We start from the raw sequence: 19,544 nt of genomic DNA, 5'->3' as shown, positions 1-19,544 counted from the left end.
CCGTACCGGCGGGTGCCTGTCAGCGCGGGGCGGGCCGCACCAGGCGTACCCGGCCGAGAACCTGAACCGCGACGGCGCCGCCGGTCCGGGCGAGGGCCGGCAGCCGGCGCGGCCGGGGCGGGCGGTGGCCGTCGTAGCGGCTCGCGGACTCCCGCGCGGCCAGCTCGTCCGCGCCCAGCGGCGGCAGCGCGTGACGGTCGCGCAGGTCGCGGGCCAGGTCCCAGCCGTCGCGAAGGGAACCGTTCGTGGGACGGCCGTCGGCCCACGTGGTGAACGTGGCCGGCCAGGCGGACCCGAGGCCGGCCGCGAGCAGCGGCCAGTGCCGGGCCACGTCGCCGGCCCGTTTGCGCAGCAGCGCCCGGCGGGCCGCCTCGACCGGGGCCGGGGCGAAGCCGGACGGCAGCGGTCCACCGGCGACGAGCGCGGCGACCAGCTCGGCCTGCCGGGCCGCCAGGTCGCCGCTCACGTGACAACCGGGTGGCCGGAGGCGGCGGCCAGCGCGTCGAGTTCGCCCCGCAGCTCGGCGGCGGGCGGGTAGTGCCCGTCGCGTTCCAGCAGCAGCGCGGGCGGCCGGCGCCTGGTGCACAGCTCGCGGACCAGGTCCAGCACGGCGGCGGGCACCGGGTCGGTGTGCGTGTCGTGGTAGAAGCCGCCGTGTTCGGCACCGCCCGCCACGTGCACGTAGGCGATGCGCTCCAGCGGCAGCCGGTCCAGCAGCGCGGCCGGGTCGCCGCCCCGGTTGCGGGCGTTGGCGTGCACGTTCGCCACGTCGAGCAGCAGCAGCGCGTCGGTGGCGTCGAGGATCTCGGTGAGGAAGTCCGCCTCGTCCAGCTCGTCGTCCGGCCAGTCGAACAGCGCCGCGATCGGTTCCAGGGCCAGCGGCACCGGCAGCTCCGCCTGCGTCCGCCGGACGTTCGCCACCACCGCCGCGACCGCCTCGCGGCTGCGCGGCAGCGGCAGCAGGTGACCGGCCTCCAGGCCGCCGGCCCGCACGAACGCGATGTGCTCGCTCACCAGCGGCGCGTCCAGGGCCGCGGCCACCCCGGCCAGGTGCGCCACCCGGGCCGGATCGACCGGTTCCGCGCCGCCGAGGGACAGCCGCACCCCGTGGGGTACGACGTCGACGCCGCGTCCGCGCAGCTCGGCGAGCCCGTCCGGGAGCGGCCCGGCCGGGGCGACCGCCTCCGCGACCACCTCGACGAAGCGCAGCCCCGGCAGCCCGGCGACGAAACCGGCGATCTCGGGGCGCCAGCCGATGCCGACGCCGGACGGGCCGCTCATCCGCCGCACCCGCCGCCCCCGCCGCAGCCACCACCCCCGCCGCACGAGCTGCCGCCCCCGCAGGAGCTGCCGCCTGCGGTCGCCCCGCCGCCGCACGAGGTGCCGGTGCTCGCGCCGCCCGCGCTGCCCATCGCCTGCCGCTGGATCTCGGCCTGCTCCGCGAAGCCCGGATCCATCGTCCAGAGCGTGGCGGTGCCGAACAGGGCCACGCCCAGCGCCACGTCCGTCGCGCCGTACGTGGAGTAGGCGGGCCCGGCGGCCGGTCGCAGCCAGGCGTGCCGGCGGCGCATGTCGTTCAGCGCGGCGGTGGCCGCCCGGGTGCGCCAGGGCACGCGGTTGAGCAGCACGAACGCGAGGCCGAGCGGGAACAGGCTGAGCAGCAGCCAGCCGGTGGGCCGGTCGTTGAGCATCCCGGAGACCGCGCGCACGATGCCGATCACCAGCAGGGCTCCGACCAGCAGGGCGCCGCGCCGCAGGGTCCGGCGCCGCTCCTGGTCGAGGGCCAGACCCCGGCGTACCAGGCCGTCGCGCAGCTCGTCGAGCGCCCGCCGGACCCACTCGTCGGCGGCCAGTTCCCGGGTCCGCAGACCGCGGCTGGCCGCGTGGTGCACCGCCTGGTCCAGCGGGGTGGCGCCGGCCGGCAGCGGGCCGCCGGTGGTGAGCCGCCGGTCCGGCCGGACGCCGACCGCGCCGCAGTGGCGCAGCCCGCCGAGCGCGGCCCAGACGGCGAGCTGGTCGCCACCGTTGAGGTAGGCGACCTGCTGCGGACCCAGGTCGCCGTACGCGGTCACCGGCGTGCCCGCCAGCATCCGCCGCCGGTACACGATCGCACCGATGACCAGGACGACGGCGAGCAGGAGGTACCAGCGCAGGAATACGGGGCCGGGGATGCCCCAGGTGTCGGAGGGGGTCATCGTCTGCTCCTGTCGCGAGGAGGGGTCGCGGCTCATTGTGGAGCAGGCGCGCCAGAGTCGATCTCCTGGAGGGGCGTAGTTACCGGACCGAGACCGGCGCCGGTTCAGTGCCGGCGGACGGCCTCCTCGACCAGGTCGAGTACCCGGGCCAGGTCGCCGGCCGGCCGGCCCATCGCCAGGTGCAGCACCAGTCCGTCGTAGGCCAGCTCCAGGAACTGGGCCAGCACGTCGATCGGCACGTCGTCGCGGAGCACACCCGCCTCGCGCTGCCGCAGCAGGCGCTCCCGGGTGGCCGCGGCGATGGCCTCGGAGCGCTCCGCCCAGCGCTTGGCGAAGGCGGGGTCGGTGCGCAGCCGGCGGGAGACCTCCAGCTGGCTACCGAGCCAGCCGGTGGTGTCCGGCGAGACGGCCCGGGCGAGCAGGTCGCGCATGACCTGCACCAGGCCGTTACGGGCCACCGTCTCCACCATCGCGGCGGCGTCGTCCTCGGCCACGGCGAGGAACAGCGAGTCCTTGTCCCGGAAGTGGTGGAAGATCGCGCCCCGGGACAGGCCGGTGGCCTCCTCCAGCCGCCGCACTGTGGCGCCCTCGTAGCCGTGCCGGGCGAAACACGCCCGCGCCGCCGCGAGGATCTCCTGCCGGCGCGCGTCGAGCTGGTCCTGACTTACTCTGGGCACGAACGGATCGTCGCAGGTGGAACCGGCCGATGCAAACCGTACGTACGGCTTGAGATGCGATTCCGGATGATCATCCGCGCATCGCCGAGTGGTTAGGATCGGCGCGTGACCGCCCCGCCCGCGCACCCGCTCACCGTCGCCGCCGTCCAGGCCCAGCCCGTCCCCGGCGACGTCGCCGGCAACGCCCGTGCCGCCGCCCGCCTCGTCGGCCGGTCCGAGGGCGCCCGCGTCGTGGTGCTGCCCGAGCTGTTCCTGCCGGCGTACCATCCGCCGACGCTCGGCGCCGATCCGGAGGGCACGGACGTCGCGGCCGACGCCGACGGCCGGGTGACCGACGCCCGGCTGGACCCGCTGCGCTCCGCCGCCGCCGACGCGGGCGCCGCCGTCGTGATCGGCGCCGCCGTCCGCCACCCCGACCGGCGGCGCACCATCTCCTCGCTCGTGGTGGACCGGGCCGGCACGGTCACCGCCGCGTACGACAAGCAGCAGCTCTGGAGCGGCGAGCGGGAGCTGTTCGACGCCGGCCGCCGGGGCGCCACGCTCGAGGTCGACACGTGGCGGCTGGGACTGGGCGTCTGCTACGACGGCTGCTTCCCGGAGCACGCGCGGGCCGCCGCGGGCGACGGCGCGCACGGCTACCTCTGCCCGAGCGGGTACCTGGCCGGCTCGGCGCACCGCCGCGACCTCTACTACGCCGCGCGGGCGCTGGACAACACCATGTACGTGGTGTTCGCCAACTCGGTCGGCGGCGCCGATCCGTGGCGCTTCAACGGCGGCGCGGCGGTGTACGACCCGGAGGGCCGGCCGCTGGCCCGGGGCGCCGACACCGGTGAGGACGTGCTGGTGGCCACGCTGGACCCGGACGCGCTGGCCGCCACCCGTGCGGCGCACACCATGCTGCGGGATCGCCCGCTCGACGCCGGGGCGGCTCGCGCCGTCCTCGTGGCCTGATCGCCGTGGCGGGGCCCTCGGCCCTGTCGGTGCTCCGGCCCGTCCCGTAGGGTGCCCAGGTGCCGTTGCTCCTGCTCGATCTGGACAACACCCTGCTGGACCGCGACGGGCCGTTCCGCGCCTGGGGAGAACGCTTCCTGGACGGCATCGGCGCGCCGCCGGCCGACCTCGACTGGTTGGTGTCCGTGGACGCGGACGGGCTGACCAACAGGTGGGACGTGGCGGACGCGATCCGTGACCGGTACGCGCTGCGTATCCCCTCGATCGACCTGGTCGACGAGCTGCACGACGGCGTGGTGGCGCACATGCGGCTGGACCCGCTGGTGGCCTGCGCGCTGCGGATCGCCGCGGACGCCGGCTGGGTGCCGGTGGTGGTCACCAACGGCGCGTCCCGTCAACAGGACGCCAAGATCCGCAAGACCGGCCTGGACCGCTACGTCGCCGACTGGGTGATATCCGAGGAGGCGGGCGTCAGCAAACCGAACCCGAGGATCTTCGCGCTCGCCGCCCAGCGGGCCCGGATGCCGCTGCGCGGCGCGTGGGTGGTCGGCGACAGCCCGGAGGCGGACATCGGCGGCGCGACAGCCGTGGGCCTGCCCAGCGTCTGGCTGCACCGGGGACGCCGCTGGGCCGATCCGAGGTTCGCGCCCACCCGGATCGAGGACGGTCTGATCGCCGCCGTCGCGGCCGTCCTGGCCGGCTGACGGCGCTCGGCGGCGCGGGCCGGCGGCGGCACGGCGGCGCGGGCCGGCAGGCGGCGCGGCGGCACGGTGGCGCACCGCGCGGAAAATCCGTTGACCCGCCGCGGGCGGGGCACGAGCATGGTGCCGCGCGACTGCGCAGCCGGGTGTGCCCGGTCGAGGAGAGGGGGTCGGTCATGGCCGTTTTCGCAGGGTCTTACCACCTGCCTCCACCAGCCTCGATCGAAGGACAGATCCACCCGTGCGCGATCACGACATCCCGGCGCCGCAGCGCCGAGGCCGCGGCAAGAGCCGCTTCGACGACGACGAACCCGACTTCCTGAAGCGGGGGCGGCGTACCCCGCCGACCCTCACCGACCCGGACGCCGAGCCCGAGGCGGAGGACGCCTGGTCCTCCTGGGACCAGGCCGTCCACGGCCCCGAGCCGCACCCGGAGTGGCTGGTCACCGAACTGGCCGCCCGGGACACCGAGCTCGGGGTACTCAAGACCGGCAAGGAGGCGGACGTCCACCTGGTCCGCCGTGCCGTGCCGGGTACCGACCGCGCCTGCCTGCTCGCGGTCAAGCGCTACCGCGACGCCCAGCACCGGCTGTTCCACCGCGACGCCGGTTACCTGGAGGGCCGCCGGGTACGCCGGTCCCGTGAGATGCGGGCGATGACCGGCCGCACCGCGTTCGGCCGGCAGATGATCGCCGGGCAGTGGGCGGCGGCCGAGTTCGCCGCGTTGTCCCAGCTCTGGGAGATCGGGGCCGCCTCCGGGCGGATCGCCGTGCCCTACCCGGTGCAGCTGCTCGGCACCGAGCTGATGCTGGAGTTCGTCGGCGACGCCGAGGTGGGGGAGGCCGCGCCGCGGCTGGCCCAGGTCCGGCCCGACGACGACGAGCTGCGCGACCTGTGGGACCAGCTCGTGGAGGCGTTGACGGTGCTCGCCCGGGCCGGGTACGCACACGGCGACCTGTCCCCGTACAACCTGCTGGTGCACGCGGGCCGGCTGGTGATGATCGACCTGCCCCAGGTGGTCGACGTGGTGGCGAACCCGCAGGGGGCCGACTTCCTGGCCCGCGATGTGCGGGTGGTGGCCGCCTGGTTCACCGCCCGCGGGATGCCCGCGACGGTGACCGACCCGATGGCGCTGACCGAGGCGCTGCTGCGGGAGGCGGGCGTCCGCTGACCGGCCGGCGTCCCGGGCGGGAGACCGCCCGGGACGCCGGTCCGGGTCACTGCAGGTAGCGCTCGACCTCGGGCACCGGGCGTTCGCCCTGGGCGTCCGGGTCGCCGTGTGCCTGGCGGGCCGCGCGGCGGCGGCGCAGCAGGTCCCAGCACTGGTCCAGGGACTCCTCCAGCGCGCGCAGCCGCTCCCGCGCCTCGTCGTCGGTGCCGGCCTCGTGCTGCTGCGCGTCGGCACGCAGCCGGTGCTCCTCGTCGACGAGTTCCGAGATCCGGCTCAGGATGGTCTTGTCGTCCATGCCCGAAGCTTGGCACAGCGGACGGGTCCGCGCCCGCGTTCCGCCGCCGTCCGTCAGAGGTGAGCGTTGCTCGCTCTCCGCAACGGCCACTGTGTACGCGAGTGACGCATATCCCACGGGCTCCATTCTCGACAAAGAGATTGTTGTTACGTGAAATATCCTCCGACCTGCCTTTTGATCTGCGGCTCAGGATGGCATGCTCGCGAGCAACGTCACGGGTCGATACGGAGTCGCGACCCTGAGTCAACCGAGGGAGCGTTCAGGTGCCCGAACCGACGGACACACCGAGGCCCACCGGCCGACCCCGAACCGTGCCGCTGCGGCAGATCCTGCCGGCGGTGCTCCGCGACCCCGCCCGCGCACTCATCGACATCGGTAACCGTACCGAAGGTGAACTGGTCCGGCTCAACCTCGGCTCGTTCCGCCCCTACCTGGTCACCCACCCCAAGCACGTGCAGCACGTCCTGCGTGACCGGGCGGACAACTACGAACGAGCAGGTGACGGGCTGTTCTGGCGCCCGGTCAAGCGGCTGTTCGGCGAGGGGATCCTCGGCGAGGGGCAGATCTGGTCGGCCAGCCGCCGGATGCTCCAGCCGATGTTCACCGCCAAGCGGGTCGAGGCGCTGGTCGACGGGATGGCCGACGCGATCCGTGACGCGGTGGAGGAGCTGGACGAGCCGGCCCGCGCCGGCCAGCCGGTCGACATCGGCGTGGAGCAGGCGCGCATCGTCAGCCGGGCGATCATGAAGGTGCTGTTCGCCGACCGGATCTCGGTGCCGGACGCGATGCGCGTCATCGAGGCGCAGGACCGCATCGCCACCGCCGTCATCCCCCGGATCATCGTGCCGTTCGCGCCGCTGTCCCTGCCGATGCCCGGCGACCGCACGTTCGCCCGCGCCGTCCGCATCGTCGACGACGTGCTGGTGCCGATCGTCCGCGAGACGCGGGAGTCCGCCGACCAGGGCGACGACGTCATCTCGACGCTCTGGCAGGCCCGCACCGACGACGGGCGGCAGCTCGACGAGCGGCAGGTCCGCAACGACACAGTGGCGATGTTCGCCGCCACCACGGAGACCACCATCAACGTGCTGACCTGGGCCTGGCCGCACCTGGACCAGCACCCCGAGGTGGCCGGGCGGCTCTACGCCGAGATCGACGAGGTGGTCGGCGGCGAGCCGGTACGCCGTGAGCACCTGAGCCGGCTCACCTACACCCGGATGGTGCTGGACGAGCTGCTGCGGCTCTACCCGATCGGGTGGATCATCCCGCGCCGTGCGGTCGCCGGGGACGTCATCGACGGCGTGCCGATCGAGCCCGGCGCCACGATGGCGGTCAGCCCGCTGATCACCCAGCGGATGCGGCAGTTCTGGGACCGCCCGGACGAGTTCGACCCGGAACGGTTCCGCCCCGAGCGCGTCCGCACCCGCCACCGGTACGCCCACTTCCCGTTCGGCGGCGGGCCGCACCAGTGCCTCGGCATGTACCTGTTCTACCTGGAGGCCCAGCTCATCCTCGCCACCATGCTCAGCCGCTACCGCTTCCGGCTGCACCGCCCCGGCGTACCCGGACTGCGGCTGGCCGCGGCGCTGCGGCCGCGCGAACGCGTCGAGCTGACGCTCGTCGCCGCCGGGCGGACGGAGCCGGCATGACCGACGGGCCGACACCCGATCCGCTTACGGTCGCCGCGGAGCAGGGCCGGGTCTGCGCGCTCGCCGCGCAGGGCCAGCGCGGCCTGCGCAGGGCCGCCGCCGCGCACCCCGAGCTGTTCCCCGGCGACCCGTTCGACGCGACGCTGTTCAGCAGCATCGCGCAGGCGATGGCGTTCAGCGCCCCCTGGCACACCGCCGCCGAGCTGGCGGTGACCAACCGCGCGGTGCTCTGGGGCTTCGCCGTCGACTGGCTGGTCGACCACCAGGCCACCAGCCGGGCCGAGGTCGACCGGATCACCGCCGTCTGCCTGGACGTGCTCGACGGCGGCGAGTCCGCCGACCCGCTGGGCCGGTTCCTCGCCGAGCTGCGCGACGACGTCGCCGCCGCACCCGCATATCCGGCGCTGCGCGGCCTCTGGCGCGACACGATGGCCCGCACGCTCGACGCGATGGCCCGCGAGTGGGACTGGCGGCACACCGGCCGTCCCACGCTCGCCGAGTACCTCGCCAACGCCGACAACCTCGCCGCCACTGTGGTGAACGTGGCCCACTGGATCCACACCGGATCGGTGTCCGACGCCGCCACGCTGGCGCGGCTGATCGAGGTCGGCGACGAGGTGCAGCGGGCCCTGCGCCTGGTCAACGACCTCGGCACCCACCGCCGCGACGCCGAGTCCGGCGACCTCAACGCGCTGCTGCTGGTGGACGATCCGGCCGAGGTCGAGCGGCTCTTCGCCGAGCAGGTCGACCACTGCCGCGTCCTGCTGGCGAAGCTGGCCGGCGAGGTGCCGCGGGAGGCCGGCTTCCTGTCCCGGCAGCTCGGCTTCACCGCCGGCTTCTACCGGAACACCGACTTCTGGGGCGTGCGGTGACGCTCACCGCCGGATCGGTGCCCGCCACCCGGTCCGGGACCACGCATGACCTGATCACCGCGCTCGGCGGCGAACCGGAGGGACAGACGTCGGCGTCGGTCTACGAGACCGGACGGCTGGTCGCGCTCGCACCCTGGCTCGACGGCCACGACCGGCGCGTGGCCTGGCTGCTGGACCGGCAGCGCCCGGACGGCGGCTGGGGCGGTCCCGGCGGGTACGCGCTGGTGCCGACGCTGAGCGCGGTCGAGGCCCTGCTCGCCGTGCTGCACCGCGACGGGCCGTCCGTCGCGCCCGCCGACGCCGCGCGCCGGGGCCTGACGTACCTGACCGGCGCGCTGCGCGACGGCACCCCGCCGGACCTGCCGGCCACCGACCTGATCGTGCCGGCGCTGCTGACCGCCGTGGACCGGCACCTCGGCGGCCCGGCCGGGCCGCCACCCGGGCTGGCCGAGTGGGCCGGCCGGCCCCGCCTGCCGCTGCCGGCCGGTCTCGACCCGGCCCGCCTGAACCGGGTACGCGGACTGCTCGCCACCGGACGCCCGGTGCCGGAGAAGCTGGCGCACGCGCTGGAGGTGGCGGGCGAGCTGGCGTACCGGGCGCCCGGGGTGCGCCCCTCGGTCAGCGGCGCGGTCGGCGCCTCACCGGCCGCCACCGCCGCCTGGCTTGGCGGCCCGGAGCCCGGGCCCGCGCTCGACTACCTGAACACGGTCGCCCGGCCCGGCCCGGTGCCCTGCGCGAGCCCGATCACCGTGTTCGAGCGGGCCTGGGTGCTCGGCATCCTGGTCCGGGCTGGAGTGCCGGTCGGCGCGCCCGAGCCGGTGCTGACCGAGCTGCGCGCCGCGGTCGGACCGTCCGGCGCGGCCACCGCGCCCGGCCTGCCCGCCGACGCCGACACCACGGCGGTCACGCTCTATGCGCTGGCCCGGCTGGGCCGCGCACCCGGTGTCGCGCCGCTGGCCGGGTTCGACACCGGAGCGCACTTCTGCACCTGGCCGGGGGAGGACGGCGCCTCGCTGACCACGAACGCGCACGTGCTCGACGCGCTCGGCGAGCATCCGAGCGCACCCGGCGTCACCGGCGCCCGGCGCCGGGTCACCGAGTGGCTGCTGGAGCGGCAGGAGCCGGACGGGCGGTGGGAGGACCGCTGGCACGCCTCGCCGTACTACGCCACGTATGCGGTGCTGCTGGCACTGGCCGACCACGCGCCGGACGGCGCGGCGCGTACCGCCGTCGAGCGCGGGGTGGCCTGGCTGCTGGACACGCAACGCCCGGACGGCTCCTGGGGACGGTGGGACGGCACCGCCGAGGAGACCGCGTACGGGGTGCTCGCCCTGGCCGACGCGGGCCGGCCCGGTGACCCCCGGATCACGTCGGCGCTGGTGCGGGGGCGTCGTCGACTGTCCGAGCTGGACGGATCCGAGGGTGAACCGGCACTATGGCACGACAAGGACCTCTACCGCCCGACGCGGATCGTGCGCGCCGCGGTGCTGGCGGCCTCCGGCCGTGCCGGGGCGGCCTGGACCGGGGCCGCACCTACCATGATCAGGATCGCTTGAATGAGGTTCACGACGGCTGCTAGCGTGCGCCGGAGTCGATCGGATTCCGAACCGACCGAAGACCGGGCCAGGACGGTGTGATGGGTTCCCGCAGTACGAATCTCCGTACGAAGATCATCGCGCTGCTGGCGTCGCTGACCGCGCTCTGGGCGTTCGCCGCGTGGGTGACCGTACGGGACGGATTCAACCTGCTCGGCGTGCAGACGCTCAACGCGCGCGTCTTCGAGCCGAGCGACCCGCTGCTGCAGGAGTTGCAGGCCGAACGCCGGCTGTCGCTGCGCTACCTCGGTGAGTCCGACCCGAGCCGGCTGCAGGAGCTGGAGGCCCAGCGCGCGCGTACCGACGAGACCGCCGGCGCGCTGTGGCGCTCGGTGCGGGACTGGCGCACCGAGATCCCGGCCAGCGAGGAGCTGATGCAGCGGCTCGACGAGCTGAAGACCGAACTGGACCAGCTCGGCCAGATCCGCGCCGACGTCAGCCGCAAGACCATCGACCGGACCACCACGCTCATCGCGTACGACGAGGCGGTAGACGGGATCTTCGCGGTCTTCGACGCCCTCGGCGGCCTCGACGACGACGAGATCGCCAAGGACACCGCCGCGCTGATCGACCTCAACCGGTCCCGCGAGCTGCTGTCCCAACAGGACGCGCTGCTCACCGGCGCGATCGCGGCCAACCGGATCACCGTCGGCGAGCAGACCGCGTTCGCCCGCCTGGTCGGCGCGCAGTGGTTCCTCGCCGACCGCACCGCCCGCGAACTCGCCCCCGGCGACCGTGCCCGCTTCGAGCGGATGGTCGAGGGCGAGGCGTTCCAGCAGCTCCGCACGCTCCAGGACCAGGTGCTCGCGGCCAAGGGTGCCGAGGTGCGCCCCCCGGTGACCGCCGCGGCGTGGCAGGCCGCCGCCGAGAAGGCGATGGCCGACCTGCGCGAGGTCATCCTCGCCGGCGGTGAGGACATCGTGTCCCGGGCCACGCCGGTCGCGGTGGGCGTCATCGTACGGCTGGTGCTCGCCGCCGGTCTCGGCCTGATCGCCGTCATCGCCTCCGTGGTCGTCTCGATCACCACGGCCCGGGCGCTCGTCCGCCAGCTCGAACGGCTCCGCGAGGCCGCCTTCAAGCTGGCCCACGAACGCCTGCCGAGCGTGGTGGACCGGCTCGGCCGCGGCGAGGAGGTGGACGTCGCCCGCGAGGCGCCACCACTGCAGTTCGGCGACGACGAGATCGGTCAGGTGGGCAAGGCGTTCAACGTCGTGCAGGAGACCGCCGTCCGCACCGCCGTCGAGCAGGCCGAGCTGCGCCGCAGCGTCCGCGACGTGTTCCTGAGCCTGGCCCGGCGCACCCAGGCGCTCGTGCACCGGCAGCTCACGCTGCTGGACGCGATGGAACGGCGCGAGCACGACGCCGAGGAGCTGGAGGACCTGTTCCGGGTCGACCACCTGGCCACCCGGATGCGGCGCAACGCGGAGAACCTGATCGTGCTCTCCGGCTCGACGCCGGGCCGGGCCTGGCGGCGCAACGTCCCCATGGTCGACGTGGTGCGCGGCGCGGTCGCCGAGGTCGAGGACTACACCCGGGTCACCGTGCGCCCGCTCGGCGAGGTGGCGCTCACCGGCCGTGCCGTCGGTGACGTCATCCACCTGCTGGCCGAGCTGATCGAGAACGGACTCTCCTTCTCCCCGCCGCAGACCACGGTGGAGGTACGCGGTCAACTGGTGGCGAACGGCTTCGCCATCGAGATCGAGGACCGTGGCCTCGGCATGAGCGCCGACGAGCTGGCCGCCGCCAACGCGCGCATCGTGGACCGGTCCGAGCTGAACCTCGCCGACGCCGCCCGGCTCGGCCTGTTCGTGGTCAGCCGGCTCACCGAGCGGCACGGCGTCAAGGTGCAGCTCAAGGAGTCCGCGTACGGCGGGACCACCGCTGTGGTGCTGATCCCGCGTGAACTGATCACCGCCGACGGGGCCGACGGGGCCGACGCCCTGCCCGCACCCGGGACGGCCCTTCCCACGGCACCTGCGCCGGACCCGGTGCGGCGCACGCCGGCCGGCGACGGCGACGGACCGGCGACCCCGCCCGGTCCGGACGGCGCCGCCGAATCGGACCAGCCGTCCGAGCCCGCCCCGCAGGTGCCGGAGCCGGTGACGCGGGCGCCCCGGCTGACCCCGTCCGGGCTGCCGGCGCGTACCCGCAAGCGGCAGCCCGCGGTGGCGGGGCCGACCACGGAGCTGGCGGTGGTGGAGCGGCGGCCCGCCGCCACGACCGACGCGGCGGAGGCGTCGCCGGCGACGGAGCCGGAGACCGAGGCGGAGACGGCGCCGGTCACCGACGCGGGACTGCCGGTCCGGGTACGCCAGGCCAGCCTCGTGCCGGAGCTGCGGCACGACCAGAACGCGGCGGACGACGACGCCGCCGACGACGACACGGCGCGTGCACCGGAGCAGGTGCGCCGGATGATGAGCTCCTACCAGAGCGGCACCCGACGCGGCCGTACCGATGCCGCACGCCTGCTCGGCGGAGCGCAGGGGGCCGGCGGTGGGCCGGCCGACGCGGACGAGCAGGTTACCTGACCGGGACGTCGACGCGACGGAAACCGGAAGCTGACGGCACACAAGCCGGGAAGATGAGGACGACGAGTGGCGCAGAAGACGGCTTCGAGCGCGGATCTGACGTGGCTGCTGGATGACCTGGTCGGCCGGGTCAAGCAGGCGGAGCACGCCGTGGCGCTCTCCACCGACGGACTGTTGATGGCCTCGTCCCGCGGATTGAGCCGGGACGACGGCGAGCACCTGGCGGCGATGGCGGCGGGCATCCAGAGCCTGGCCCGCGGCGCGGGCAAGCGGTTCGGTGGCGGACAGGTACAGCAGACCATCATCGAGATGCAGTCCTCCTTCCTGTTCGTCACAGCGGCCGGGCGCAACGCATGCCTGGCGGTGCTGGCCTCGGAGGACGCGGACGTCGGCCTGATCGCGTACGAGATGGCCATGCTCGTCACCCGGGTCGGCCGGTTCGTCGCGTCACCGACCCGGGAACAGCCCCTCGGCGAGAACGCGGCACGATGACCGGCCGGGGGGACTCCGCGGAGCAGGAGTGGGTGGACGACCACGCCGGCCCGGTGGTGCGCCCGTACGCGGTGACCGGAGGCCGGGCCCGCCCGGTCACCGGCACGTTCGACCTGATCTCGCTGGTCACCTCGACCCGCACCGATGTCGGGTCGGAGTCCGGGCTGGGCCCGGAGCACGTGGCGATCGTCGGCCTCTGCCAGCGGATCCTCTCCGTGGCCGAGATCGCCGCCCATCTCGACCTGCCGGTGGGCACGGTCCGGGTCCTCCTCGGAGACCTGGCCGCCCGCAGCCTGGTACAGGTACGCGAGCCGCGCGCGACCACCGCCGGCCTTCCCGACGAGCACGTTTTCGAGGCGGTAATCAATGGACTACGGGCGCTCTGAGCGGCCGGCGGGCGCCGCTCCGCTGCCCACCGCGATCAAGATCCTGATCGCGGGCGGGTTCGGCGTCGGCAAGACCACGATGGTCGGCGCGGTCAGCGAGACCCGGCCGCTGCGCACCGAGGAGGTGCTGACCGAGACCGGGATCGGCATCGACGACCTGTCCGGCATCGAGGAGAAGTCGACCACCACGGTGGCGATGGACTTCGGCCGCATCACCATCAGCGACGACCTGGTGCTCTACCTGTTCGGCACACCCGGGCAGGACCGGTTCTGGTTCGTCTGGGACGAGCTGGCGCTCGGCGCGCTCGGCGCGGTGGTGCTCGCCGACACCCGCCGGCTGGCCGACTGCTTCCCGTCGATCGACTACTTCGAGGGGCGCGGTACGCCGTTCGTGGTGGCGGTGAACTGCTTCGAGGGCGCCAAGACGTTCCGCCTGGACGAGGTGCAGGCCGCGCTCGACCTGGACCCGGGCGTACCGGTGGTGCTGTGCGACGCACGCAAGCGGGAGTCGGCCAAGGAGGTGCTGATCACGCTGCTGGAGCACGCCATGAAGCTGCGGGAGGCGCGCCGCCGCGCCGCCGAGGACTGAGCGGTCACAACATCGACGGGGGAGTGGCGATGACCGAGGTGAGCGTACGGGCGATGTCGGCGGAGGAGTTCGAGCGCTGGCAGGACGACCTGGCGGCCGGCTACGCGCAGGAGCACGTGGCCGCCGGCAACTGGACTCCGGAGGAGGCGCTCGACCGGGCCCGGCGGGAGAGCGCCGCCTTCCTGCCGCAGGGCATGGACACGCCCGGCATGCTCTTCCTGCTCGGCGTGCTGGCCGACGGCTCGCCGGTGGGGCGCCTGTGGATCGGTCTCACCCACCCGCGCGGTCTCGCCGACTGCGCGTTCCTCTACGACATCGAGGTGGACGCCGGGCACCGGGGCCGGGGGCTCGGGCGGGCGCTGCTCGCGGCCGGGGAGCGGGCGGCCCGGGAGCACGGCGCCCAGGCGCTGGAGCTGAACGTCTTCGGCGCCAACGAGACGGCGCGAAAGCTGTACGAGACGTCCGGCTACCGGGTGGTGACCCAGCAGATGCGCAAGGATCTGCCCGCCTAGGAGGCGGGTCAGAGGCGGGTGGCGGTCCGGATCAGGGCGGCGAGGGGCCGGGACCGGCTGTGCGGCGGCCACGCGATCACAGTGGTCACCGCCGGGGCGTCCGGCACCGGCACGGCGGTCAGGTCGGCGAGCAGCAGCGACCGGACCGACTCCGGCAGCACCACGGCGGTGCGGCCGAGCGCGATGAGCTGGAACAACTGGGCGTGGTCCCGGACCTCGGGGCCCGGACCGTCCGGGTACGACCCGTCGGCCCGGGGCCAGCGCGGCATCGGCAGGCCGGGCAACGTCTCCACCTCGGCCATCAGCAGGTGCGGCCGCCGGGCCAGCGGATGTCCGGCCGGCAGGACCGCCACCTGCTGCTCGGTGACCAGTTCCTCGGTGTCCAGCCCCGTGGCCGAGTCGAACGGCAGGTGCAGCAGCGCCACGTCGGCCCGACCGTCGCGCAGCAGCCGTTCCTGTTCGCCGATGCCGCACAGCAGCACCTCGACGGGGACCGCGTCCGGCTCGGCCGCGTACGCGTCGAGCAGTTTCGGCAGCAGCTCGCTCGATGCACCCGCCTTCGTCGCCAGCACGAGTCCGGGGCCGCCGTTCACGGCCTCACCGGCGCGGCGGGTACGGCGGTCGGCGGCGTCCACGGCGTCCAGCGCGGCCCGGCCCTCCCGGAGCAGCACCGCACCGGCGGGGGTGAGCACGACGCGGCGGCTGTCCCGTTCCAGCAGCGTCACGCCGAGGCGCCGTTCGAGCTGGCGGATCGCCCGCGACAGCGGCGGCTGGGCGATGCCGAGGCGGCGCGCGGCGCGGCCGAAGTGCAGTTCCTCGGCGACCGCGACGAAGTAGCGAAGCTCCCGCGTCTCCATCCCGCCACCGTACCGCCGGATCGATACCCGTCGGGTATCGCTCGCTACCGAGGCGGTGTTGGAGGCTCGTCCGCCGCGCGGACAGGATCGAGACCATGAGCGAACGGACGATCGCGCTGGTGACCGGCGCGAACAAGGGAATCGGGTACGAGATCGCGGCCGGCCTGGGCGCGCTGGGCTGGCGGGTGGGCGTCGGCGCCCGGAACGAGCAGCGGCTCGCCGAGGCGGTGGCGAAGCTGCGCGCGGGCGGCGTGGACGCGTTCGGCGTACCGCTGGACGTCACAGACGACGCGAGCGTGACCGCCGCCGCCCGGCTGCTGGAGACGGAGGCCGGCGGCCTGGACGTGCTCGTCAACAACGCGGGCGTGACAGGTGGCGTGCCCCAGCACCCGGGTGACGTGGACCTCGCGACCATCCGGACGGCGGTCGAGGTGAATGTGATCGGGGTGGTCCGGGTGACCGAGGCGATGCTGCCGCTGCTGCGCCGCTCGGCCACGCCGCGGATCGTCAACATGTCCAGCGGCGTCGGCTCGCTGACCCGGCAGAGCGCCTCGGAGGGCGAACACCAGACCGGCCCGCTGTCGGTGGCGTACTCGCCGTCGAAGAGCATGCTCAACGCGGTGACCATCCAGTACGCGCGGGCGCTGGCCGGCACGGGCCTCCTGATCAACGCCGCCTGCCCGGGTTTCACCGCGACCGACCTGAACGGCTTCCGCGGTGTGCGGACCCCGCAACAGGGCGCGGCGATCGCGATCCGGCTCGCGACGCTGCCCGACGACGGGCCGACCGGCGGCTACTTCGAGGACGCGGGCGTGATCCCGTGGTGAGCGCCGTTCGTCAGCACCACATGACCGGGTTGCCGGTCGCCACCGACGCCGCGCACAGCCGGCGCAGCGGCTCCACGATGTAGGCGAAGTCGCCGCCCGACCGGCTCCTGGTCCGCACCCCGAGCCGTTCGGGCGGCGGCTCACCGTGCTCGCCCACCGGCCGCATCGCCACCACCGTCCGCGTCCCGCCGGCGGTGAACTCCACCCGGTCGCCGGGCAGCGGCCGCTGGCCGAACCGCACGGCCCGGAACAGCGTGGCGGGCGGGTCGGCGGTGTCGACAACGAAGAAGCCGTCCGGATCGACCCCGGCCCGGAAATCCGGGCCCAGCATGAACACCCCGTGGTAGCTCTCGACGTACTGCATCAGCACCCGGCCGGTCGCCTCGTCGACCAGCTCCACCTCGTCGGTGATCCGGTCGGTGCGCGCGAACGCGTCCAGCTCGGCGAGCGCGACCGCCGCCCGGTCGGCCGGCACCGAGCCGCCGTTGAGGTTCGGGAGCGCGGTGGCGAGCGTCGGGAAGCGCTCCGGGCCTGCGGCGCGTAGCGCCTGCTGGAACAGCCGCACGCCGGCCCAGTTGGACACGTGCTCGCTCGCCTGCTCCATGTCCTTGTGCGGGCACGCCTCCGCCTGCCAGGCGTCGAACGTGCGGTGCGCGGCCTCGTGGCGCTTCCACGGCAGCAACAGCGCGAGGTAGCCCTCCTCGTCGATGCCGACCGGTTCGACCGGGCAGGGCGTGGCGAGGCCGTCCTGCCAGCACCGGCAGTACACGAACGCGTCGAGTCCCACGCCGGCACGCTACCGGCGGCTTCCCGTCGGCGCGTACCCGTTTCCGGCGGGTCAGGTGACGGCGAGCAGCACGGCGTCTCCGCTCGCCGCCGCGTCGCGGTAGAAGTCGCGCAGCGCGGTGAAGTTCGGCAGCAGATAGCCGTCGAACTCGTCGTCGCCGTCGTCCCAGATGTGTGGATAGATCTCGGCCTCCGACATGGCGCCGGGGTCGAAGCTGGCCCGCAGCGTCGCGTCGTCCACCGCGTCGAGCCCGGCGGCCACGATGCGGACGTCGTCGGGCATCAGCAGGCGGGCCGGGCCCATGCCGAGGTCCGGACCGATCGGGTCACCACCCAGGATGGCCGGCCCGGCGTCGCCCCGGATCTCGTACGTGGTGCCGGTCAGCAGGTAGTGCAGCCCGTGCCACGCCTTGTCGAGATCGAGTTCGTCCGGCCCGCCCGGGAACAGCGTGCCGACCTTCTCCGGGTCGGCGAGCACCGCCGCCAGCTCCTCGGCGGACAGCCGGCGTGCGTTGAAGATCATGCCCATGAGTTGCCTCTCGGGAGGGCCGGTGGGAATCGGCGGCAGCGTAACGCGAGCGTCCGACAGCCGTGCCATCATCGGCGCATGGCCACCGACACCCGGCATCTCAGCGTCCACATCGCCCGGCCGGTAGCGGACGTCTACGCCTTCGCCGCCGACCCGGCGAACCTGCCCCGCTGGGCGCCGGGTCTCGGCGGCCCGGTCGTTTCGGTCGACGGTCACTGGTATGTGGACACGCCCGAAGGGCGGGCGCGGCTGACGTTCGCGTCCGCGAACGAGTACGGCGTGCTCGACCACGAGGTGCTGACGCCGTCCGGCGAGACGGTGTACGTGCCGCTGCGCGCGATCGCCGACGGCGACGCCACCGAGGTGGTGTTCAGCCTGCGGCGGATGCCCGGCATGAGCGACGCGGACTTCGACCGGGACACCGCGCTCGTGGAGGCGGACCTGGCTCGGCTCAAGGCCGTGCTGGAGAGCGCCGCCGGCTGAGAGGCGCGTGTGGTCAGTCCGGCGTCCGTGTCCGTGCCGCCGCCCGGATGACGGCGTCGAGGCCCTCCTCGAACAGCAGGTCGTCGTCCCATCGGGTGTCGTCGAGATGGCCGGAGGCGTCGAGGGTCGGATAGGCGTCGGCGTTCGCGGCGATGTGGTCGCGGGCTGCGGCTCTCGCGCCCGGGTCCGCGCTCCGGTGCCACGTGGCTTCCGTGAGCGAGGCGCCGATGACGTAGTTGGCGAGCAGTCGCGTGGCCACCGCGAGCCGAAGTCCGTGACAGCCGCCCCGCACGAGCGCCGATTGCAGGAACTCGGTACGGGCCAGGACGTTGGGCCCGAGCATCGGACGTCCGATGAGCTTCGGTGCCCAGGGATGGCGCAGCATGACGCCGCGCCAGGCCCGGACCAGGACGCGGATGTCCTCCGTCCAGTCGTCGCCGGCCTTCGGAACCGGCACGTCACCGAAGACGCGGTCGACGGCCAGGTCCAGGACGTCGTCCTTCGTCTTCACGTGCCAGTACAGGGCGGTGGCCGTCACGTCGAGCCGCTGGGCGAGCAGTCGCATCGTCAGGCCCTCGACGCCGTGCTCGTCCAGCACCGTCACCGCGAGTTCCACGATGCGTTCGAGGGTCAGCGGCGGCTTGCGCCGCGCCCGCGGCGGACCTGCCCGCAGCCACACCGGCGTCGTCGGCGCACCGGGCTCTGTCGCCGTCATGGAGCCACTCTAGTTCACTGGACAGGCAGCTTAACGTCGGTAAGCTCATTGAACAGACGAAAGTGCGGCCTCGACAGTGGGCAAGGAGGGACGCCATGCCTCTGCTGCGAGTCCACCTCGACAGCGACCCGGCCACGGCCCGCCGCGTCCTGCACCTGCATCGTGACGGCGGCGTCCATCACGAGTCGCGGGAAGCGGCCCGGGAACAGGTGTGGCGCCAGGGCCGCACCCCGGCCGGTGATCCGGTCTTCGTCGGCATCACCAACGGCCGCCGCAACGTGCAACTGCTCTACGACGTCGAGGTCTACTCCGACACCGTTCCGTGAGGACTCGCCGCCAGTTACGCCCTCCGCGAATGGGAATTGCGCCTCGGGCTCGGCGGGTGACCGTGAGTCGGAAGGAATTCGGCGTACCGGTGCGCCGGAATTCGATTCGGGCGAACGCAGATCCGGCGGACGCAATTCGGCGATTCAGTCGCCGATCGCGTCACGCATTCTTTCCCTCGTCCAGTATTCGGACGGGTCGGTGGCGCCGGGGCTCGGATTGTGCGTCGCAACCACCGGGCCGGGCGGCGCCGGCCGCGCCGAGCCGCCGTCGCGCGCCGCGACGACCACGACGGCCGCGGCCACGGCGAGCGCCGCGACGGCGGCCGCGCCGATCAGCACACGGTGTGACATGTCGCCTCCTCCGGGTCGTGGGGGCCGGTGCCGGTTCGCCTGGTGCCGGTCCGCCTG

General features: G+C 74.1%; 24 protein-coding genes. 14 read left to right on the top strand and 10 right to left on the bottom strand.

The genetic code is table 11. From position 1 onward, the window contains the following. Window positions 1–19: 19 nt before the first annotated feature. The 4 genes from O7546_RS19140 to O7546_RS19125 all read right to left on the bottom strand — a co-directional run bounded on the left by O7546_RS19140 (window position 20) and on the right by O7546_RS19125 (window position 2,872). Entirely contained in the window at window positions 20–466 is a 447-nt protein-coding gene (locus O7546_RS19140) for a hypothetical protein (RefSeq protein WP_281599851.1), read from the bottom strand. After that, window positions 463–1,281 (bottom strand): DUF692 domain-containing protein, encoded by an 819-nt coding sequence (locus tag O7546_RS19135; RefSeq protein ID WP_194803154.1) that lies wholly within the window; start codon window positions 1,279–1,281, stop codon window positions 463–465. The genes O7546_RS19140 and O7546_RS19135 overlap by 4 nt, the downstream gene beginning before the upstream one ends. Then, window positions 1,278–2,195: a TIGR04222 domain-containing membrane protein gene (locus tag O7546_RS19130; RefSeq protein WP_269697314.1), complete on the bottom strand. Its 918-nt coding sequence runs from the start codon at window positions 2,193–2,195 to the stop codon at window positions 1,278–1,280. Before O7546_RS19130 ends, O7546_RS19135 begins: the two co-directional genes overlap by 4 nt. Before the next feature lie 104 nt (window positions 2,196–2,299). Continuing rightward, window positions 2,300–2,872, bottom strand: a complete 573-nt coding sequence (locus O7546_RS19125; protein WP_194803152.1) for a TetR/AcrR family transcriptional regulator — start codon at window positions 2,870–2,872, stop codon at window positions 2,300–2,302. 105 nt (window positions 2,873–2,977) lie between these two features. Between O7546_RS19125 and O7546_RS19120 the strand changes: the two genes are divergently transcribed. The 3 genes from O7546_RS19120 to O7546_RS19110 all read left to right on the top strand — a co-directional run bounded on the left by O7546_RS19120 (window position 2,978) and on the right by O7546_RS19110 (window position 5,695). Continuing rightward, complete coding sequence (locus O7546_RS19120) at window positions 2,978–3,823, top strand: carbon-nitrogen hydrolase family protein (protein ID WP_281599850.1); 846 nt, start codon at window positions 2,978–2,980, stop codon at window positions 3,821–3,823. A gap of 59 nt (window positions 3,824–3,882) precedes the next feature. Next, the gene (locus O7546_RS19115; RefSeq protein WP_194803150.1) at window positions 3,883–4,527 is read left to right on the top strand and encodes an HAD-IA family hydrolase; all 645 of its coding nucleotides are present in this window, start codon (window positions 3,883–3,885) and stop codon (window positions 4,525–4,527) included. Between the two features lie 238 nt (window positions 4,528–4,765). After that, window positions 4,766–5,695, top strand: a complete 930-nt coding sequence (locus O7546_RS19110; RefSeq protein ID WP_281599849.1) for an RIO1 family regulatory kinase/ATPase — start codon at window positions 4,766–4,768, stop codon at window positions 5,693–5,695. Window positions 5,696–5,741: 46 nt separating this feature from the next. Here O7546_RS19110 and O7546_RS19105 read toward each other — a convergent pair whose 3' ends face one another. Further along, on the bottom strand, window positions 5,742–5,990 hold the full coding sequence (locus tag O7546_RS19105) for a DUF2630 family protein (RefSeq protein WP_013287422.1): 249 nt from the start codon (window positions 5,988–5,990) through the stop codon (window positions 5,742–5,744). Between the two features lie 311 nt (window positions 5,991–6,301). On the opposite strand from O7546_RS19105, the gene O7546_RS19100 reads away from it, so the two are divergent. The 8 genes from O7546_RS19100 (at window position 6,302) to O7546_RS19065 (ending at window position 14,613) form a co-directional block, all read left to right on the top strand. Further along, a complete protein-coding gene (locus O7546_RS19100; RefSeq protein ID WP_194803197.1) occupies window positions 6,302–7,639 on the top strand; it encodes a cytochrome P450 in 1,338 nt (445 codons plus the stop codon). Continuing rightward, window positions 7,636–8,511: a terpene synthase family protein gene (locus O7546_RS19095; RefSeq protein WP_269697313.1), complete on the top strand. Its 876-nt coding sequence runs from the start codon at window positions 7,636–7,638 to the stop codon at window positions 8,509–8,511. Before O7546_RS19100 ends, O7546_RS19095 begins: the two co-directional genes overlap by 4 nt. After that, entirely contained in the window at window positions 8,508–10,067 is a 1,560-nt protein-coding gene (locus O7546_RS19090) for a prenyltransferase/squalene oxidase repeat-containing protein (RefSeq protein ID WP_194803147.1), read from the top strand. The genes O7546_RS19095 and O7546_RS19090 overlap by 4 nt, the downstream gene beginning before the upstream one ends. A gap of 80 nt (window positions 10,068–10,147) precedes the next feature. After that, entirely contained in the window at window positions 10,148–12,634 is a 2,487-nt protein-coding gene (locus tag O7546_RS19085) for a nitrate- and nitrite sensing domain-containing protein (RefSeq protein WP_194803146.1), read from the top strand. 66 nt (window positions 12,635–12,700) lie between these two features. After that, window positions 12,701–13,126 (top strand): roadblock/LC7 domain-containing protein, encoded by a 426-nt coding sequence (locus tag O7546_RS19080; protein ID WP_030503283.1) that lies wholly within the window; start codon window positions 12,701–12,703, stop codon window positions 13,124–13,126. Beyond that, complete coding sequence (locus tag O7546_RS19075) at window positions 13,123–13,512, top strand: DUF742 domain-containing protein (RefSeq protein WP_013287416.1); 390 nt, start codon at window positions 13,123–13,125, stop codon at window positions 13,510–13,512. The genes O7546_RS19080 and O7546_RS19075 overlap by 4 nt, the downstream gene beginning before the upstream one ends. Continuing rightward, window positions 13,493–14,101 carry an ATP/GTP-binding protein gene (locus O7546_RS19070; protein ID WP_013287415.1) on the top strand — a complete coding sequence of 203 codons (609 nt, stop codon included), beginning with the start codon at window positions 13,493–13,495 and terminating at the stop codon, window positions 14,099–14,101. Before O7546_RS19075 ends, O7546_RS19070 begins: the two co-directional genes overlap by 20 nt. A 29-nt stretch (window positions 14,102–14,130) precedes the next feature. Further along, complete coding sequence (locus O7546_RS19065; RefSeq protein WP_194803145.1) at window positions 14,131–14,613, top strand: GNAT family N-acetyltransferase; 483 nt, start codon at window positions 14,131–14,133, stop codon at window positions 14,611–14,613. Between the two features lie 8 nt (window positions 14,614–14,621). Here the strand turns inward: O7546_RS19065 and O7546_RS19060 are convergent, their stop codons facing one another. Next, complete coding sequence (locus tag O7546_RS19060; protein ID WP_281599848.1) at window positions 14,622–15,470, bottom strand: LysR family transcriptional regulator; 849 nt, start codon at window positions 15,468–15,470, stop codon at window positions 14,622–14,624. Between the two features lie 95 nt (window positions 15,471–15,565). Between O7546_RS19060 and O7546_RS19055 the strand changes: the two genes are divergently transcribed. Beyond that, complete coding sequence (locus tag O7546_RS19055; protein WP_281599847.1) at window positions 15,566–16,297, top strand: SDR family oxidoreductase; 732 nt, start codon at window positions 15,566–15,568, stop codon at window positions 16,295–16,297. Between the two features lie 10 nt (window positions 16,298–16,307). Here O7546_RS19055 and O7546_RS19050 read toward each other — a convergent pair whose 3' ends face one another. Both O7546_RS19050 and O7546_RS19045 read right to left on the bottom strand, forming a co-directional pair. Continuing rightward, entirely contained in the window at window positions 16,308–17,084 is a 777-nt protein-coding gene (locus tag O7546_RS19050) for a hypothetical protein (RefSeq protein WP_281599846.1), read from the bottom strand. 51 nt (window positions 17,085–17,135) lie between these two features. Further along, window positions 17,136–17,606, bottom strand: a complete 471-nt coding sequence (locus O7546_RS19045) for a YfbM family protein (RefSeq protein ID WP_228532958.1) — start codon at window positions 17,604–17,606, stop codon at window positions 17,136–17,138. Window positions 17,607–17,690: 84 nt separating this feature from the next. On the opposite strand from O7546_RS19045, the gene O7546_RS19040 reads away from it, so the two are divergent. Further along, the gene (locus O7546_RS19040) at window positions 17,691–18,095 is read left to right on the top strand and encodes an SRPBCC family protein (protein ID WP_269697310.1); all 405 of its coding nucleotides are present in this window, start codon (window positions 17,691–17,693) and stop codon (window positions 18,093–18,095) included. Between the two features lie 13 nt (window positions 18,096–18,108). Here O7546_RS19040 and O7546_RS19035 read toward each other — a convergent pair whose 3' ends face one another. Then, window positions 18,109–18,810, bottom strand: a complete 702-nt coding sequence (locus O7546_RS19035; protein WP_269697309.1) for a TetR/AcrR family transcriptional regulator C-terminal domain-containing protein — start codon at window positions 18,808–18,810, stop codon at window positions 18,109–18,111. Window positions 18,811–18,905: 95 nt separating this feature from the next. Between O7546_RS19035 and O7546_RS19030 the strand changes: the two genes are divergently transcribed. Then, window positions 18,906–19,136, top strand: coding sequence for a hypothetical protein (locus O7546_RS19030; RefSeq protein ID WP_194803138.1), 231 nt, complete (start codon window positions 18,906–18,908; stop codon window positions 19,134–19,136). 144 nt (window positions 19,137–19,280) lie between these two features. Here O7546_RS19030 and O7546_RS19025 read toward each other — a convergent pair whose 3' ends face one another. Beyond that, on the bottom strand, window positions 19,281–19,487 hold the full coding sequence (locus O7546_RS19025) for a hypothetical protein (protein WP_194803137.1): 207 nt from the start codon (window positions 19,485–19,487) through the stop codon (window positions 19,281–19,283). Window positions 19,488–19,544: the final 57 nt, after the last annotated feature.

The organism is Micromonospora sp. WMMA1976 (assembly GCF_027497335.1).
In the GTDB taxonomy this organism is placed as follows: domain Bacteria; phylum Actinomycetota; class Actinomycetes; order Mycobacteriales; family Micromonosporaceae; genus Micromonospora; species Micromonospora aurantiaca.
The sequence above is the reverse complement of the archived record's forward strand: the minus strand, read 5'-3'. Positions and strand labels throughout refer to the sequence as shown.